This window comes from Paenarthrobacter sp. MSM-2-10-13 (assembly GCF_011605365.1).
Taxonomy (GTDB): Bacteria; Actinomycetota; Actinomycetes; order Actinomycetales; family Micrococcaceae; genus Arthrobacter.
Map to the genome: position 1 here is coordinate 910,764 of NZ_JAAOXO010000001.1, position 14,858 is coordinate 925,621.

Sequence of the window (14,858 nt, forward strand, 5' to 3'; positions counted from 1 at the left end):
ATCCCAGTCAGGGCATGGAACCGGCTACCTCGCGTGTGGGCTTGGTCAACGCTGACAGCGCCATATCGCCCTGGGCCTCTATGATGGTCGAATGACCAACCCCCTTTCTGACGCTTCGTCGCGCGTGGGTTCAGGACTCCGGATCGGCGTGCTGGCTCTTCAGGGCGATTTCCGCGAGCATATCCACGCTGTAGAGGCCGCTGGCGCCACCGGCGTGGGTATACGCCGCCCGTCAGAGCTTGACGACATTGACGGCTTGATCATCCCCGGCGGCGAATCAACCACCATTGACAAGCTCTCCCGGATTTTCGAAGTCCGTGATCCACTTCAAAAGCGGATCGCGGACGGCCTGCCGGTCTACGGCTCCTGTGCCGGCATGATCCTGTTGGCCGATGAAATCGCGGACCCTGCAACTGACCTGCACGGAAATCCGCAGCAGACCTTTGGTGGGCTGGATATCACCGTGCGCAGGAATGCCTTTGGCCGCCAGCGGGAGTCCTTCGAGACCGACCTGGATTTCAGGGGGCTTGAATTCAGCGCAGGGGAGTCCGGTGTGGATCCCGTTCACGCTGTATTTATCCGGGGCCCCTGGGTGGAACGCGTAGGTCCGGGCGTGGAAGTCCTTGCCCAGGTTGACCCCGACCACGCCAGCCACACGGCTACTTTGCATGGAGTGGCTAGAATTGTTGCAGTGCGTTCCGGTCAACTACTGGCCACCTCCTTCCATCCGGAAGTGACGGGAGAGAAACGCGTGCATGAACTCTTTATTCGAATGATCAGAGGAGAAGCGTAAAGCATGTCAGGCCACTCCAAATGGGCGACCACCAAGCACAAGAAAGCCATCATTGACGGCAGGCGTGCAAAGTCGTTCGCAAAACTGATCAAGAACATCGAAGTTGCTGCCCGCATGGGTGGTCCGGACCTCGCCGGCAACCCGGGACTTGAACTTGCCGTCACGAAGGCCAAGAAGACGTCGGTTCCCAATGACAACATCGACCGCGCCATCAAACGCGGCGCTGGCCTCACCGGCGAAGTGGTGGACTACACGGAGATCATGTACGAGGCTCGTGGTCCCCAGGGTTCGGCCTTGTTGATCGAATGTCTGACGGACAACAAGAACCGCGCTGCGTCCGAGGTGCGCCTTGCAATCTCCCGCAACGGCGGCACTATCGCCGATCCCGGTTCCGTGAGCTACCTCTTCGCCCGCAAGGGTGTTGTGGTCCTGCCCAAGAACGGCCTCAGCGAGGACGACATCCTGATGGCGGTCCTCGATGCCGGAGCCGAAGAAGTCAAAGACAGCGGAGAGAACTGGGAAATCCACTCCGAACCCTCTGATCTTCAGGCCATCCGCGACGCCCTGAAAGAAGCGGGCATCGAATACGAGACAGATGAAGCCGAGTTCGTTCCCTCCATGCAGGTGGAACTGGATGTCGACGGCGCCAAGAAGTTCATGAAACTCGTGGATGCCCTGGAAGATCTTGACGATGTCCAGAACGTCTACAGCAATGCGGACCTCAGCGAGGAAGTCCAGGCTGCCCTCGACGCCGAATAGCCGGCCACGGCGCAGCGCGTCATTTTGACATTTAGCAGCTTCACAGCCACCAGGAAGGCCCGGACTTGACTCTTCGCGTATTGGGAGTCGATCCGGGCCTCACCCGTTGCGGTATAGGTGTGGTGGACATTGAAAAGAACCGCAGGGCCACCATGGTGGCCGTTGGAGTAGTGGGGACCTCTGCTGAGCTCACTCTGGATAAGCGCCTGCTGGTCATTGCCCAAGCCATTGATGAATGGCTGGACCTGCATCAGCCGGACGTCGTCGCCGTCGAGCGTGTTTTCTCGCAGATGAACGTCAGCACGGTCATGGGTGTGGCCCAGGCTTCGGGCGTCGTCATCGCTGCGGCCGCACGCCGTGGCATCCCCGTCGCGTTACACACACCGTCGGAGGTCAAAGCCGCGGTAACAGGCAGCGGCACGGCCAATAAGGATGCAGTGACCAAGCTCGTTACCAAGATCCTGCGCCTGGATGCTCCACCGAAGCCTGCTGATGCTGCGGACGCTCTTGCGCTTGCCCTGACCCATGCATGGCGCGCAGGTAGTGGAATGGGTTCAGCTACCGGCGCGAACGGTAAGGGCGGTCTCACTCCCGCCCAAAAAGCATGGGCTGACGCGGAAGCAAAAGCGCGCCGCACACGGTGATTGTCGGCTCGCCTTGCTAGGGTATTCGTAGATATGTTCGGATAGTCCGCTTTGGCCGCAGTATTAACACAGTATTGCGGCAATGGAGCAGGCAGTATTTCAGGAGCCGGGTCTTGATCAGTTTTCTCCGTGGAACGGTAGCCCACGTTGGTTTGTCCACCGCTGTCATCGACCTCAACGGTGCGGGAATGAGTGTCTTTGCCACGCCGCAGACCTTGAGCCACCTCAAGACAGGAACAGAAGCCAAGCTCTTCACGTCCATGATCGTCCGTGAAGATTCCCTGACACTGTTCGGCTTCGCCGACGACGACGAACGGGAAGTCTTCGATGTCCTGCTCAGCGTCAGCGGGGTAGGGCCACGTCTGGCCTTGGCCGTCCTTGCCGTGCATGAACCGGAGGCCATCCGGGTGGCGGCGCACACTGGAGACAGCAAGACCTTTACCAAGGTGCCGGGAATCGGTCCCAAGGTGGCCGGCCGGATTGTCCTTGAGCTCGCCGGTAAGTTGGTTCCCCACGGAACCGGCACAGGCACTGCGCCCGCCGCTGCCCCAAACGCCGAATGGAAGCCGCAGGTTGTCGCAGCCATGACCAGCTTGGGCTGGTCCGAGAAGGACGCCAACGGCAGCATCGACAAAGCAATGGCCGACTCCCCGGAACTCGTGGACGCAGGAAACGTGGCCCAAATCCTCCGGGCAACGCTGCGTTGGTTGGGTCAGGATGGGGCGCGCGCAGGCAATCGTGTAGGCAGCCGTGGCTGAGCAGTCACTCGTCAGCGGGGGAGAGGAACCGGAAGAGCGGGTCATTGAAGCCGCACTCCGGCCCAAGAACCTGCACGATTTCGTGGGACAGCATCGGGTCCGCAAACAACTGGCATTGGTACTCGAGGCATCCAAAATGCGTGGCCGCAGCGCCGATCACGTGCTGATGTCAGGGCCGCCAGGACTAGGCAAGACAACCCTTGCCATGATCATCGCAGCGGAAATGAACGCGCCGTTGCGTATCAGCAGCGGCCCGGCCATCCAGCACGCGGGAGATCTTGCCGCCATCCTTTCCTCCCTATCGGAGGGGGAGGTCCTTTTCCTCGACGAAATACACCGCATGTCCAGGCCGGCGGAAGAAATGCTGTACATGGCCATGGAGGACTTCCGCGTGGACATTGTGGTGGGCAAGGGCGCTGGTGCAACCGCCATTCCTTTGGAACTGCCACCTTTCACCTTGGTGGGCGCAACAACCCGAGCTGGGCTTCTTCCGGGGCCTCTGAGGGATCGATTCGGATTCACCGGGCACCTTGAGTTCTACTCCGTCGCCGAACTCGAGCTCGTCCTGCGGCGCTCCGCGGGCCTACTGGACCTGAAGGTCAACTCTGCGGGCTTTACGGAGATAGCGGGCCGGTCCCGGGGAACGCCACGTATCGCCAACAGACTGCTTCGCCGTGTCCGTGACTGGGCGCTGGTTCATGGCATTGAGCAGATTGATGCACGTTCAGCTTCAGCGGCTCTGGATATGTATGAAGTAGACGAGCGTGGATTGGACAGGCTTGACCGGTCCGTTCTTGAAGCCCTGATCACCAAGTTCAACGGCGGTCCAGTGGGATTGTCCACTTTGGCTATCGCCGTGGGGGAAGAGCCCGAGACGGTGGAGACCGTGGCTGAGCCGTTCCTGGTCCGTGAGGGTCTTTTGGGACGCACTCCGCGGGGCCGGATCGCGATGGCGTCCGCCTGGACGCACCTTGGCTACGCCGTCCCGGCCGGGGTGTTCGGTCAGGAGACACTGGCACTGTTTGGTGAGGATGAAAACCACGCCGAAAGCGTGGATACCGTGGGTTAACACCCTCTGTTCAGCTTTTCCCACTAGACTGGTATGACGCTCGGCACGTTCGAGTCCTTGATCCATGCCCGCTCTGCGGATCTGCCAGGGACGTTGCCGTGAACCAAAACGTAAGTACAGAACGGAACTTCCCTGTGGATCCAATGACCATATTGCTGTTCGTCATGTTGGGACTCTTTGTCTTCATGATGTTCCGCCGCAACAAGAAGACCCAGCAGCAGCAGGCTGAGATGCAGTCAAAGTTCGCTCCCGGGGTTGACGTCATGACCAGCTTCGGTCTCTTTGGCCGCATCGTGTCCATCGACGAAGCCGAGAACAAAGTCGTGATTGAGCTTTCGCCGGGTAACCAGGCAACGGTTCACCGTCAGGCTGTCACCAAGGTGGTCGAGACCACCCCCGAGGAAGCGCCCGTTGTTCCGGATGATGCGTCATCCCTGACCGCCGCGCAGACGGAAGCTCCTGCCGCCGTCGAGACCCCGGAAGAAACCATCGCGCGCCTCAACAAAGAGGACAAGAAGGACAACTAGCACCGTCAGTCGCGGCGACACCGCGCAAGGCAACTTCTACGGCAGCGGAGAGCCGCCGGCAGACGCTTACCAGCGTCGGCCGGCGGCTGTCCGGCGATAACAGGAAGATCGATAATGGCACGGACCGGCCCCAAAAACTCAGCCCGCAGGGTGCTGACCTGGCTTGGAGCAATTTTCGTTGTATTAACCGCTGTCCTGGCTGGCGGAGTAGTGACTGGCAACGCCAGTTGGGCTCCCAAGCTCGCTCTGGACCTCGAAGGCGGAACCCAGATGATTCTGGCCCCCCGGGTAGAGGGTTCCAGCGAGATCAATGAGGAGCAACTCAACCAGGCAGTAGCCATCATCCGGCAGCGTGTGGATGGCTCCGGTGTTGCCGAAGCTGAAATTAGCACCCAGTCCGGCCGGAACGTTGTGGTCAGTCTTCCGGGTACGCCTTCCAAGGAGACCCGCGACCTCATTCAAGCTTCGGCTGACATGAACTTCCGCCCAGTCATCACTTATGGCGACCCGGCAGCCGTTCCTGCGGAGCAGCGCACACCTGAGGACCAGCTTCCCAAGCCCACGGCGGAGCCGGCGAATGCCAGCGACATCAACTGGGTCACCGCGGACATTGTCCGGGAATTCGAAGCGCTTGACTGTGTGAACCCGTCACCGGAAAAACGTGATCGTTCGGATCCCGCCAAACCGCTGGTCACCTGCGAGGCAGCCACGGACAAGACTCCGGCAATCAAGTACATCCTTGGGCCCGTGGAGGTCAAAGGCCAGGACATCAGCGATTCCACTTTTACCCAGGTTCAGGGCGCTCAGGGCTCCGTGACCAATTCCTGGGGCGTGAACATCGTGTTCAACGCGGATGCAACCGCAAAGTTCAAAGCAGTCACCGAACGCCTCAACCAGTTCTACGCTGCGGCGCAGGCCCAGGGTACTGATGATCCAAAGTCACAGTTCGCCATTGTCCTGGACGACAAAGTTCTTTCCGCCCCGCGCGCCTTGGCTGTGATCACTGATGGAAAGCCCCAGATCACTGGTAACTTCACCCAGGCGTCGGCAAAGGCCCTCTCCGATCAACTCCGCTACGGCGCCCTGCCCATCAGCTTTGAGATCCAGTCACAAGAGCAGATCTCCGCGACGCTGGGTGGCGACCAGCTTCGCCTCGGCTTGCTTGCAGGGATGATCGGCCTGTTGCTTGTTGTTGTCTACTCGCTCTTCCAATACCGTGCCCTTGGGCTCGTGACCATCGCATCCCTTGTGGTGGCGGGTGTGCTGACCTATCTGGCGATCGCCATCCTCGGGTGGACGGAAAACTACCGTCTGTCCCTGGCCGGTGTGGCTGGTCTGATTGTGGCCATCGGCCAGACCGCGGACTCGTTCATTGTCTACTTCGAGCGCATCAGGGATGAACTGCGCGAGGGCCGTGGACTGGTTTCCGCTGTCGAGAACGGCTGGAAGCGTGCCAAACGGACAGTTCTGGCCTCCAAGGCCGTCAACCTCCTCGCGGCCCTGGTCCTCTACTTCGTTGCTGTTGGCAACGTCCGCGGCTTTGCCTTCACCCTTGGCCTGACCGCCCTGGCCGACCTTCTGGTGGTGTTCATGTTTACGCACCCCATGCTGCAGGTTTTGGCCCGCACCAAGTTCTTTGGTGAAGGACACCGTTTCTCCGGGCTTTCTCCCGACCGTCTCGGCGCAGTTCCGCTCTACCGTGGCGCCGGCCGGCTACGCACGCCGGACGAAAAGCCCGCTGTGGTCCGCCCGCGCAACACCGGTGCGGCTGCCGAAGCCGAACGTCGCATGACCATTGCCGAGAGGCGCCTTGCCGAGAAGGGCCAGCTCACTGGTACTTCGAACGGCACCAAGGAGGAGAAGTAATGACTACGAGCTTCGCAACCTTCGGCCATGAGCTCTACACGGGCAAGCGCTCGTACAACTTCGTAAAGTCGAAGAAGATTTGGTTCATCATCGCTGCGGTCGCCGTAGCGCTCTCCATCCTGGTTCCTGTCGCCAAGGGCGGCTTCAACCTCGGAATCGAATTCCGTGGCGGTTCCGAATTCACTGTTTCAAACGTGAGCACCACGGATGCGGCACTCGGCGAGAAGGCTGTTCATGACGTCGTGCCCGGAGCCATCCCGCGCGTTGCCAACGTGGCAGGCAACACCATGCGCATCCAAACGGACCAGTTGACCGACGACGAGACGAACCGCATCAAAGACGGTCTCACAAGCGCCTACGGGGTGACCGAGAACGAGGTAACGTCCAACTTCGTGGGACCAACCTGGGGCCAGGACGTGACGCGTCAAGCCCTTATTGGTTTGGTGGTCTTTGTTGGGTTGGCCGCTGTCCTGATGGCGCTGTACTTCCGAACCTGGAAGATGTCGCTGTCCGCACTTGTTGGCATGCTCGTCACGATGTTCACCACGGCGGGTGTCTACGCGCTGAGCGATTTTGAAGTCACGCCGTCGGCAATCATCGGGTTCCTGACCGTCCTCAGCTACTCGCTGTACGACACAGTGGTGGTCTTCGACAAGATCCGTGAAAATACCGCGGACATTTCCACGTCAACGCGCCGCACGTTCAGCGAAGAGGTCAATCTGGCTGTCAACCAAACGTTGGTCCGCTCCATCAACACCATGATGGTGGCTATCCTTCCGGTTGCGGCGATCCTCTTCATTGGGGCCGGACTCCTGGGTGCCGGCACGCTGCGGGACCTGTCCTTGGCACTGTTCGTGGGCATCCTCATCGGTACTGCCGCCACGATTTTCATCGCCGCACCGCTGTACGCTTGGCTGCGGCAGGGCGAGCCTGAACTGGTGAAGCAAGCCAAGAAGGTGGCTCACCGCAGGAATGAAGCCACAGTCCAGGTCTGAACTTAGCCCGAACAGCTAGTTGGGTTGCCTTGAGCCGGTCCCCGCATCAGTGCGGAGGCCGGCTCTTTGACTTGCCCGTGTCATCGTCATGTGCTGCCCGGTTGCAGAAGGATTCACCTGCGGGAATAGACTGGGAGAATTAAATCGCTTGTGAGGGGTACTTCTGTGGAAGAACGTGCGACGTCGGCACCACCGGCGGGCGGGGATGACAGCCGCAAAGCTGTGGCAGTTCCGGCAACGAGTGTGCCCGGACGGACTGCTGCTGCGGTTCCGGTCGATGCTCCCGGCGTGCGTCCCACCTTTCCGGGGCGGAGGGAACGCACCCGCTCCCGGCTTGCCCGCCTGACGGGCCGGGGCATTGCTCCTTACTCGCCCATTTTGGAACCACTGCTGCGTACAGTCCGGGCAAATAATCCCAAAGAGGATTTCGATCTGATCCAACGCGCCTTCGCGGTGGCAGAGCAGAGCCACCAAGGACAAAAGCGCAAGAGTGGTGATCCCTACATCACCCATCCGGTGGCAGTGGCCACCATCCTGGCTGAACTCGGTATGACAGGGACAACCCTGGCGGCTGCGTTGCTCCACGACACCGTGGAGGACACCCCGTACACACTGGCTGACCTGACACGGGACTTCGGCCCCGAAGTTGCCATGTTGGTGGACGGTGTCACCAAGCTGGACAAAGTCAGTTTCGGTGAGGCTGCCCAGTCTGAGACCGTTCGTAAGATGGTCGTGGCGATGGCCAAGGACATTCGCGTCCTGATGATCAAGCTGGCGGACCGCCTCCACAATGCGCGGACCTGGCGTTTCGTTTCCGCGGAGTCCTCATCACGCAAGGCCCGCGAAACTCTGGAGATTTTCGCACCCCTGGCGCATCGCCTGGGTATGAACACCATCAAGTGGGAACTTGAAGACCTCTCCTTCGCAGCGCTGTACCCCAAGGTGTACGAGGAAATCGTGCGAATGGTGGGCGACCGCACTCCAGAACGCGAAAAGAGCCTGAGCGTCATCCGCAACCAGATCGCTGATGACCTTCGGACCGCTCGGATCAAGGCGACCATCACAGGCCGGCCCAAGCACTACTACTCGATTTATCAGAAGATGATCGTCCGCGACAAGGACTTCGACGACATCAACGACCTCATGGGCGTGCGGGTTCTGGTGGATTCCGTGCGAGATTGTTATGCCGCGCTGGGGACTTTGCATTCACGGTGGAACCCGCTTCCGGGCCGGTTCAAGGATTACATCGCCATGCCCAAGTTCAACATGTACCAATCCCTGCATACCACCGTGATTGGCCCCGGCGGCAAGCCCGTGGAGATTCAGATCCGCACCCACGAGATGCACCGGCGTGCAGAATACGGTGTGGCAGCCCACTGGAAGTACAAGGATCAACCCAACCGGACCGCACAGGGCCCCGGCAGCCCGCGTGACGGTGACATGGGTTGGCTGCGGTCGCTGGTTGATTGGCAACAGGAGACGTCCGATCCCGGAGAATTCCTTGATTCACTTCGCTACGAGATCAACGCCCGCGAAGTCTTCGTCTTCACCCCCAAGGGCGAGGTCATGGCCCTTCCGGCCGGGTCAACTCCTGTGGACTTCGCCTACGCTGTGCACACCGAGGTGGGCCACCGAACCATCGGCGCCCGCGTCAACGGGAAGCTGGTTCCACTCAACAGCGAGCTCAACCACGGCGACTGGGTTGAGATCTTCACCTCCAAGGCAGAAGGCGCCGGCCCCAGCCAGGACTGGCAGCACTTCGTCAAATCTGCCCGTGCACGCAACAAGATTCGCCAGTGGTTCACCAAGGAACGCCGCGAAGAAGCGATTGAGCGTGGCAAGGACATGCTGACCCGGGCCATGCGCAAGCAGAACCTGCCCCTGCAGCGCCTGATGACGCACGATGCTTTGTCCGCCGTGGCAGAGGACTTCCACTACGTTGACATTTCCGGGCTGTACGCCGGCGTAGGTGACGGGCACACGTCAGCTCAGTCGGTCATGGAAAAGCTCGTTGAGCACCTGGGCGGTCATGAGACACCCGACGAAGACCTGGACGAAGTCAGTATCCCCACCCAGGTTGCGAAGTCGAAGTTCTCTGACTCCGGCGTCATTGTGCGGGGTGTGGGCGATGTCTGGGTCAAGCTGGCCCGGTGCTGCACCCCGGTACCGCCGGATCCCATTCTTGGCTTTGTGACCCGTGGTTCAGGAGTCTCTGTCCACCGGACGGACTGCACCAATGTGTCGGGTCTCCGGGACCAGCCGGACAGAATTGTTGAAGTTGAGTGGGCACCCACCCAGTCCAGTGTTTTCCTCGTGGAAATTCAGGTAGAAGCCCTGGACCGGAAGTCCCTTTTGTCGGATGTCACCCGCATTTTGTCCGAGAATCATGTCAACATCCTGGCAGCGTCGGTGCATACCTCCAGTGACAGGGTGGCAATCTCTAAATTTGCCTTCGAGATGGGTGATCCCAAGTATCTGCACCACGTCTTGAACGCCGTCCGCCGGATCGACGGAGTTTTCGACGTTTATAGGACCACTGGAAACCGCAGGCGCAGCTAACAGGGTCTCAGCTGTCAGGGTCTCAGCTAGCGGGCTCTGGTGAGGCAAGTTGAGCCAGGGTGGCCAGGGCCCGCCTCTTGTGAGGGACGCGCGGACTCGCTTCGACGGCCAGAACGAGCAGCCGGAGCTTGATGCCGAGCTCTTCCCGTGCCAGAAGACGCTTCAGCGCAGGTAGAGCCCGGTCAGTTTCCACATGGAGGGCGATGTCAGCTGCGGTCCGAAGCGGGCTGCTGACCAGCATTCCTCCCAGGCTGACGACGTCCATCTGACCTAGCCGGACTTCGTGCAGGGTGCATGCGATGCTGCCCCGCATGCTGGAGATGCGGTGTTTCGCGTCAACCAGCAGAGACAGGTGCTCGGGTGCTTTGGCGCAACCGTAAATCCACGCTGCTGTGAGCCGACCGGCGACAACCTTGGTTCGGATGCGTTCCGGGAGTGTAAGGGCCGCTGCGCGGGCTCTGAGGCGGTGGGTGACAGTCACACCAGGTGAGGCATAACTCTTCCCGTAGAGGGGCAGCAGGATGCCATCGAATGCCATGCCCTGCAGTTCGTTCCACGAGAAGATGCGGCTGGGGGAATAGAGCTCGGATATGACCGGCTCCTGCAATTGGGGGGCGGTAACAGCGAGGACCATTCACCGATCATTCCGCGTGGCCACCTTACGAGTACAGGCTCCGCCCGGGTTATGTGGATAACCCGGGGCGGAGCCTGCAGAAAAAGTGCCTTCTCAGAAATCGCTAAGCGAGGTCACTGGCGGAGCGCTGGATCTGATCGAGCCATGCTTGACGTGCTTCCAGGGCTTCGCGCGCGGCCTTGATCCGGCGCTGGTCGCCGGCCTTTTCAGCCTTCTCCAGATCGTCCTTGAGGCCCGCAATGGCTGATTCGAGCTGTGACAAGGCGCTGTTGGTGCGGGCCTTGGTTTCCGGGTTGCTCCGGCGCCACTTGTCTTCCTCGGCCTCACGGACAGCGTCTTCAACCTTGCGAAGCCCGGCTTCGATCCTGCCCATATCGGCGCGGGGAACCTTGCCGGCATCTTCCCAACGGTCCCGGATTGACTGGAGGGCCTTCTTGGCAGCGTTGAGGTCGTTGATGGGCAGGAGTGCCTGCGCTTCAGCCACCAACTGTTCCTTCACGACCAGATTCGCCGTGTATTCCTGGTCGATCTGGTCATTGGCGGCCTGGCGGTTGCTGAAGAAGACGTCCTGGGCGGCGCGGAAGCGGCCCCACAGTGCGTCATCGTCCTTGCGGCTTGCCCGAGGAGTGGTCTTCCACTGGTCCATCAGCCGGCGGTACTCGCCTGCGGCGAATCCCCAGTCAGTGGAGGTGGAGAGTGCTTCGGCCTCTGCGATGAGGGCTTCCTTGGCGGACTTTGCAGCGGAGTTATTGCTGTCCAGCTGGGAGAAGTAGGCGCGGCGGTGACGATCAAAGACCGTCCGAGCCGAACGGAAGCGCTTCCACAGAGCATCTTCGTTGCTGCGACCGAGCCTGACCCCGCTCTTCTGCGCGGCCTTCCACGTTTCAAACAACTCGTTCATTCGTGCGCTGGAGGTCTTCCATTGGATCTGCGCGGGGTCCTGACCGGCTATTGTCTCAGCTTCGGCAACGATTGCTTCGCGTGCTGCGAGTTCACTGGCGCGCACTGCATCGTGGGCGGCTTTCTCCGACTTTTCCAGTTCAACGATCTGGGCTGACAGAGCATCCAAGCGGGCCTCGGCAGCACGGATGTCGCCCACCATGTTGCGCTCCGCGAGCTGCTCACGCAAGTGTGTGACCGTCTTCTGCATGTCCGTGGCAGGGGCCTTTGACTCCACGCGGTGTTCGAGCAGAACAACCTGCGCAATGACGTCGTCGAACTTGCGGGCGAAGTAGCCAAGTGCCTCGTCCTTGCTGACGCCGGGGTACTGACCAACGGCGATTTCTTCGCCGTCCAATGTCAGGAACACATGGCCGTCACCCTCGGCGCGTCCCCATTTGGCTGCCTCGGCGAGCGAGGCCGCGGAAACCGCGGGTGCAGCAGGAACGACGGCGGCGGGAGCCTTGGGGCGGGCAGCGAAAGCAGCGGGGGAGGGCGCCGGCGTCGGCGTCGGACGAGGAGCAGCCGGTGCTGCGGGCGAGGCGGTCGGCGCTTCCTCCGTGATCTCCCCGGCAGTCGGAGCTTCCTCGGCTGCCTGAGCTGACTCGGCTGCGTCGTCGGCCGGAGCTTCCCCAGCCACCTGAGCTGCCTCGTCGGCTGGAGCGGCTGCGTCTGCCTGAGGTGCCTCGCTGGCTGGAGCATTCTCCCCGGGAGCCGGCGCGCCGGAACCGTTGTTGCCGGTTGCCTCGACGGCTTCTTCGTTGGCCACTACTGCTGTTTCGTCGGATTTCTGACTGTCTGTCACCGCTAAAAGTCTTTCGCTTGGAGGGAACTGCTCAGGTAATGCACTCCGGGCCGGGCCTGGAGCTGGTTACTTCAGAGAAAACGAGTCTATCGTGACAGGTGCCACAGGGGCGCCGTCGCTGGCGTTTTCACCGGGTTTAAGGCCTGCTGCCGCAATCTTGGCAACGACGTCCAGGCCGCTGGTCACCTTACCCACTACGGTGTAACCGCCGGCAGTGTCAGCCGGAATGGTGGTGTCCTTGTAGACGATGAAGAATTGGTGTCCGTTGCCGTAAGCGTTGTTGCCGGTACGTGCCACGGCAATCGTCCCCGCGGGGTATTTATTGTCCGCGGGAGTATTTTCCAGTGGGCCCCACCGGTAATTTCCGTCTTCGGACCCGTCTTCGGTCTTGGCGCCGCATTGAAGGAGTCCGAATGTTTCGGATGTGGTCAACCGGTGGCAGAACGCTCCCTTGTAGTAGCCGGCGTCGCTGAGGGACTTGAAGACGGCAGCAGCCTGCGGAGCCGCAGTTCCGTTCAGTTCGATGCCGAGTACGCCACTGTTCAAGGCGAGTTCGCCGGTGAAGGTCTTTCCAGCAGCCGTTTCCGGGCCGGGTACGTCGGCGCTGTTCGATGCTGCCGGGGAAGCGGACGGTGAGCTGAGCCCTGCTTCGGCAGCGGCGAACTCCGCCTCGGTGGGGTTGGAGCTGAAGACTGTCAGTTGCAGCACTACGGCCAACACAACCGCCACGCCGGCTGCACTCGCGGCGATGGTGTTGTCGCGTTTGCGTCGCTTGCCCTGTTCCTGCCGCAGGGCACGCTTGGCTTCCATCTGCCTGATGCGCCGTTTCGCTTCGCGGTCATCCCGCGACCTTGTTGCCAAGAGTCCTCCTGATTGTGTCCACTTTTGGTGGCGGCCGACAGGAACCGGGCATGCTGCATTAGATGTGCACGCGCGGAAAGCATAAACTGGCTGCCGCACATAGTTTATGCATGACCGGCTGGTCGTCCGCCCTGTAAACGCCGAAAGGGCGTTTAAAGCTGCGGTGTGATGCCAGCGTCAGCCTTTTTTGAGGAGACTTTCCACCATGGCACGTACCGCCTCCCTGTCCGGATTCCCCGAGTGGCTTCCCCAGGAGCGGTTGGTGGAACTCCATGTGCTGGATACGCTCCGGAAGACGTTTGAACTGCACGGCTTTTCTTCCATTGAGACCCGTGCGGTTGAGACAGTGGGCCAGCTGCTGCGCAAAGGCGAGATCGACAAAGAGGTCTATGGCCTGAGCAGGCTCCAGGACGATGAGGGTGAGGACGCCACATCGAACAAGGCCGACCCTAACGCCCTGGCCCTCCACTTCGACCTGACCGTCCCCTTTGCCCGCTACGTGGTGGAGAACGCGGGGTACCTGGCATTTCCCTTCCGCCGGTATCAGATCCAGAAAGTCTGGCGGGGGGAGCGGCCCCAGGAAGGCCGCGCACGTGAGTTCACCCAGGCAGACATCGATGTTGTGGGCGACGGCGAACTGCAGTTCCGCTACGACGTCGAAATTGCGTTGGTGATCGCCGAAGCTCTGAGCGCCCTGCCGATCCCGGACTTCCGGCTCCGGATCAATAACCGCAAGCTGGCCGAAGGCTTTTATCGCGGCATTGGGCTCACTGACACGGCCGGGGTGCTGCGCAGCATCGACAAATTGGAAAAGATCGGCGCCGCCAAGGTGGCTGAGCTGCTGAAGAGTGAGCTCGGAGCCACGGACGAGCAGGCTGCATTGGCGCTGGAATTGGCTGGCATCCGAACGGAAGACACCTCATTCGTGGAACGAGTGCGTGCACTTGGAGTCAAGGACGACCTCCTGGAAGAGGGCCTGAATGAGCTTCAGCAGGTTATTGAGGCTGCCGTCCAGCGGGCCCCTGGCAAGGTTATTGCCGACCTCAGCATTGCCCGCGGCCTGGACTACTACACCGGAACCGTTGTTGAGACGGTGCTCGTGGGCCACGAGCAGCTGGGGTCCATTTGTTCCGGAGGCCGCTACGACGCGTTGGCGAGCAAGGGCAACCGCAAGTTCCCCGGCGTCGGCCTTTCCATTGGCGTGACCCGACTTGTGTCCCGCATCCTCAGCCAGGAATTGGCCACGGCCTCCCGATCGGTGCCCACGGCGGTGTTGGTTGCCTTGAACTCAGATGACAGCTGGTACGCGGCGCAGGACATCGCCGCCCAGTTGCGCGGCCGCGGCATTGCCACGGAAGTTGCCGCCAAAGCGGAGAAGTTCGGCAAGCAGATCAAGTTTGCGGACCGTCGCGGCATTCCGTTCGTGTGGTTCACCGACGACCACGGCAAGCACCAGGTCAAGGACATCCGCTCCGGCGAGCAGGTAGACGCGGACCCTGCGAGCTGGGCACCGTCGGAAGAGGATCTGCACGTCCGGATCACCACGGCCAGCTAGGCGCCAACCACTGTTCCCTGGTTGTGGCGGGAGCCGTGGCCGGGGCGGGTAAACTCGGACGGGACCGCTTTGCAGCGGTCCCTCTAAATTTCAT

The 14,858-nt window shown here is 61.1% G+C and carries 13 protein-coding genes; 10 read left to right on the forward strand and 3 right to left on the reverse strand.

The features are described from left to right. The first annotated feature begins 91 nt into the window (after nucleotides 1–91). From pdxT to HAV21_RS04410, 9 genes are all read left to right on the forward strand, one after another. A complete protein-coding gene (gene pdxT / locus HAV21_RS04370; RefSeq protein ID WP_142939058.1) occupies nucleotides 92–793 on the forward strand; it encodes a pyridoxal 5'-phosphate synthase glutaminase subunit PdxT in 702 nt (233 codons plus the stop codon). A 3-nt stretch (nucleotides 794–796) separates the two neighbouring features. Then, nucleotides 797–1,552: a YebC/PmpR family DNA-binding transcriptional regulator gene (locus HAV21_RS04375; protein WP_166840600.1), complete on the forward strand. Its 756-nt coding sequence runs from the start codon at nucleotides 797–799 to the stop codon at nucleotides 1,550–1,552. A gap of 65 nt (nucleotides 1,553–1,617) precedes the next feature. After that, nucleotides 1,618–2,196 (forward strand): crossover junction endodeoxyribonuclease RuvC, encoded by a 579-nt coding sequence (ruvC, locus tag HAV21_RS04380; RefSeq protein WP_166840602.1) that lies wholly within the window; start codon nucleotides 1,618–1,620, stop codon nucleotides 2,194–2,196. A 113-nt stretch (nucleotides 2,197–2,309) separates the two neighbouring features. After that, the gene (gene ruvA / locus HAV21_RS04385; RefSeq protein ID WP_142939061.1) at nucleotides 2,310–2,954 is read left to right on the forward strand and encodes a Holliday junction branch migration protein RuvA; all 645 of its coding nucleotides are present in this window, start codon (nucleotides 2,310–2,312) and stop codon (nucleotides 2,952–2,954) included. After that, entirely contained in the window at nucleotides 2,947–4,023 is a 1,077-nt protein-coding gene (ruvB, locus tag HAV21_RS04390; protein ID WP_024816851.1) for a Holliday junction branch migration DNA helicase RuvB, read from the forward strand. Before ruvA ends, ruvB begins: the two co-directional genes overlap by 8 nt. Before the next feature lie 143 nt (nucleotides 4,024–4,166). Further along, nucleotides 4,167–4,550, forward strand: a complete 384-nt coding sequence (gene yajC, locus HAV21_RS04395) for a preprotein translocase subunit YajC (RefSeq protein WP_024816850.1) — start codon at nucleotides 4,167–4,169, stop codon at nucleotides 4,548–4,550. Between the two features lie 114 nt (nucleotides 4,551–4,664). Beyond that, nucleotides 4,665–6,416 carry a protein translocase subunit SecD gene (secD, locus tag HAV21_RS04400; protein ID WP_142939062.1) on the forward strand — a complete coding sequence of 584 codons (1,752 nt, stop codon included), beginning with the start codon at nucleotides 4,665–4,667 and terminating at the stop codon, nucleotides 6,414–6,416. Continuing rightward, nucleotides 6,416–7,411 carry a protein translocase subunit SecF gene (gene secF / locus HAV21_RS04405; protein WP_142939063.1) on the forward strand — a complete coding sequence of 332 codons (996 nt, stop codon included), beginning with the start codon at nucleotides 6,416–6,418 and terminating at the stop codon, nucleotides 7,409–7,411. Before secD ends, secF begins: the two co-directional genes overlap by 1 nt. A 165-nt stretch (nucleotides 7,412–7,576) precedes the next feature. Further along, a complete protein-coding gene (locus HAV21_RS04410; RefSeq protein ID WP_024816847.1) occupies nucleotides 7,577–9,970 on the forward strand; it encodes a bifunctional (p)ppGpp synthetase/guanosine-3',5'-bis(diphosphate) 3'-pyrophosphohydrolase in 2,394 nt (797 codons plus the stop codon). A gap of 22 nt (nucleotides 9,971–9,992) precedes the next feature. Here HAV21_RS04410 and HAV21_RS04415 read toward each other — a convergent pair whose 3' ends face one another. From HAV21_RS04415 to HAV21_RS04425, 3 genes are all read right to left on the reverse strand, one after another. Continuing rightward, a complete protein-coding gene (locus tag HAV21_RS04415) occupies nucleotides 9,993–10,604 on the reverse strand; it encodes a hypothetical protein (RefSeq protein WP_142939064.1) in 612 nt (203 codons plus the stop codon). Nucleotides 10,605–10,707: 103 nt separating this feature from the next. Next, the gene (locus HAV21_RS04420) at nucleotides 10,708–12,348 is read right to left on the reverse strand and encodes a DUF349 domain-containing protein (protein WP_166840604.1); all 1,641 of its coding nucleotides are present in this window, start codon (nucleotides 12,346–12,348) and stop codon (nucleotides 10,708–10,710) included. A 66-nt stretch (nucleotides 12,349–12,414) separates the two neighbouring features. Further along, entirely contained in the window at nucleotides 12,415–13,209 is a 795-nt protein-coding gene (locus tag HAV21_RS04425; protein WP_208095845.1) for a peptidylprolyl isomerase, read from the reverse strand. 205 nt (nucleotides 13,210–13,414) lie between these two features. Between HAV21_RS04425 and hisS the strand changes: the two genes are divergently transcribed. Then, nucleotides 13,415–14,764 carry a histidine--tRNA ligase gene (gene hisS / locus HAV21_RS04430; protein ID WP_166840606.1) on the forward strand — a complete coding sequence of 450 codons (1,350 nt, stop codon included), beginning with the start codon at nucleotides 13,415–13,417 and terminating at the stop codon, nucleotides 14,762–14,764. Nucleotides 14,765–14,858 lie beyond the last annotated feature (94 nt).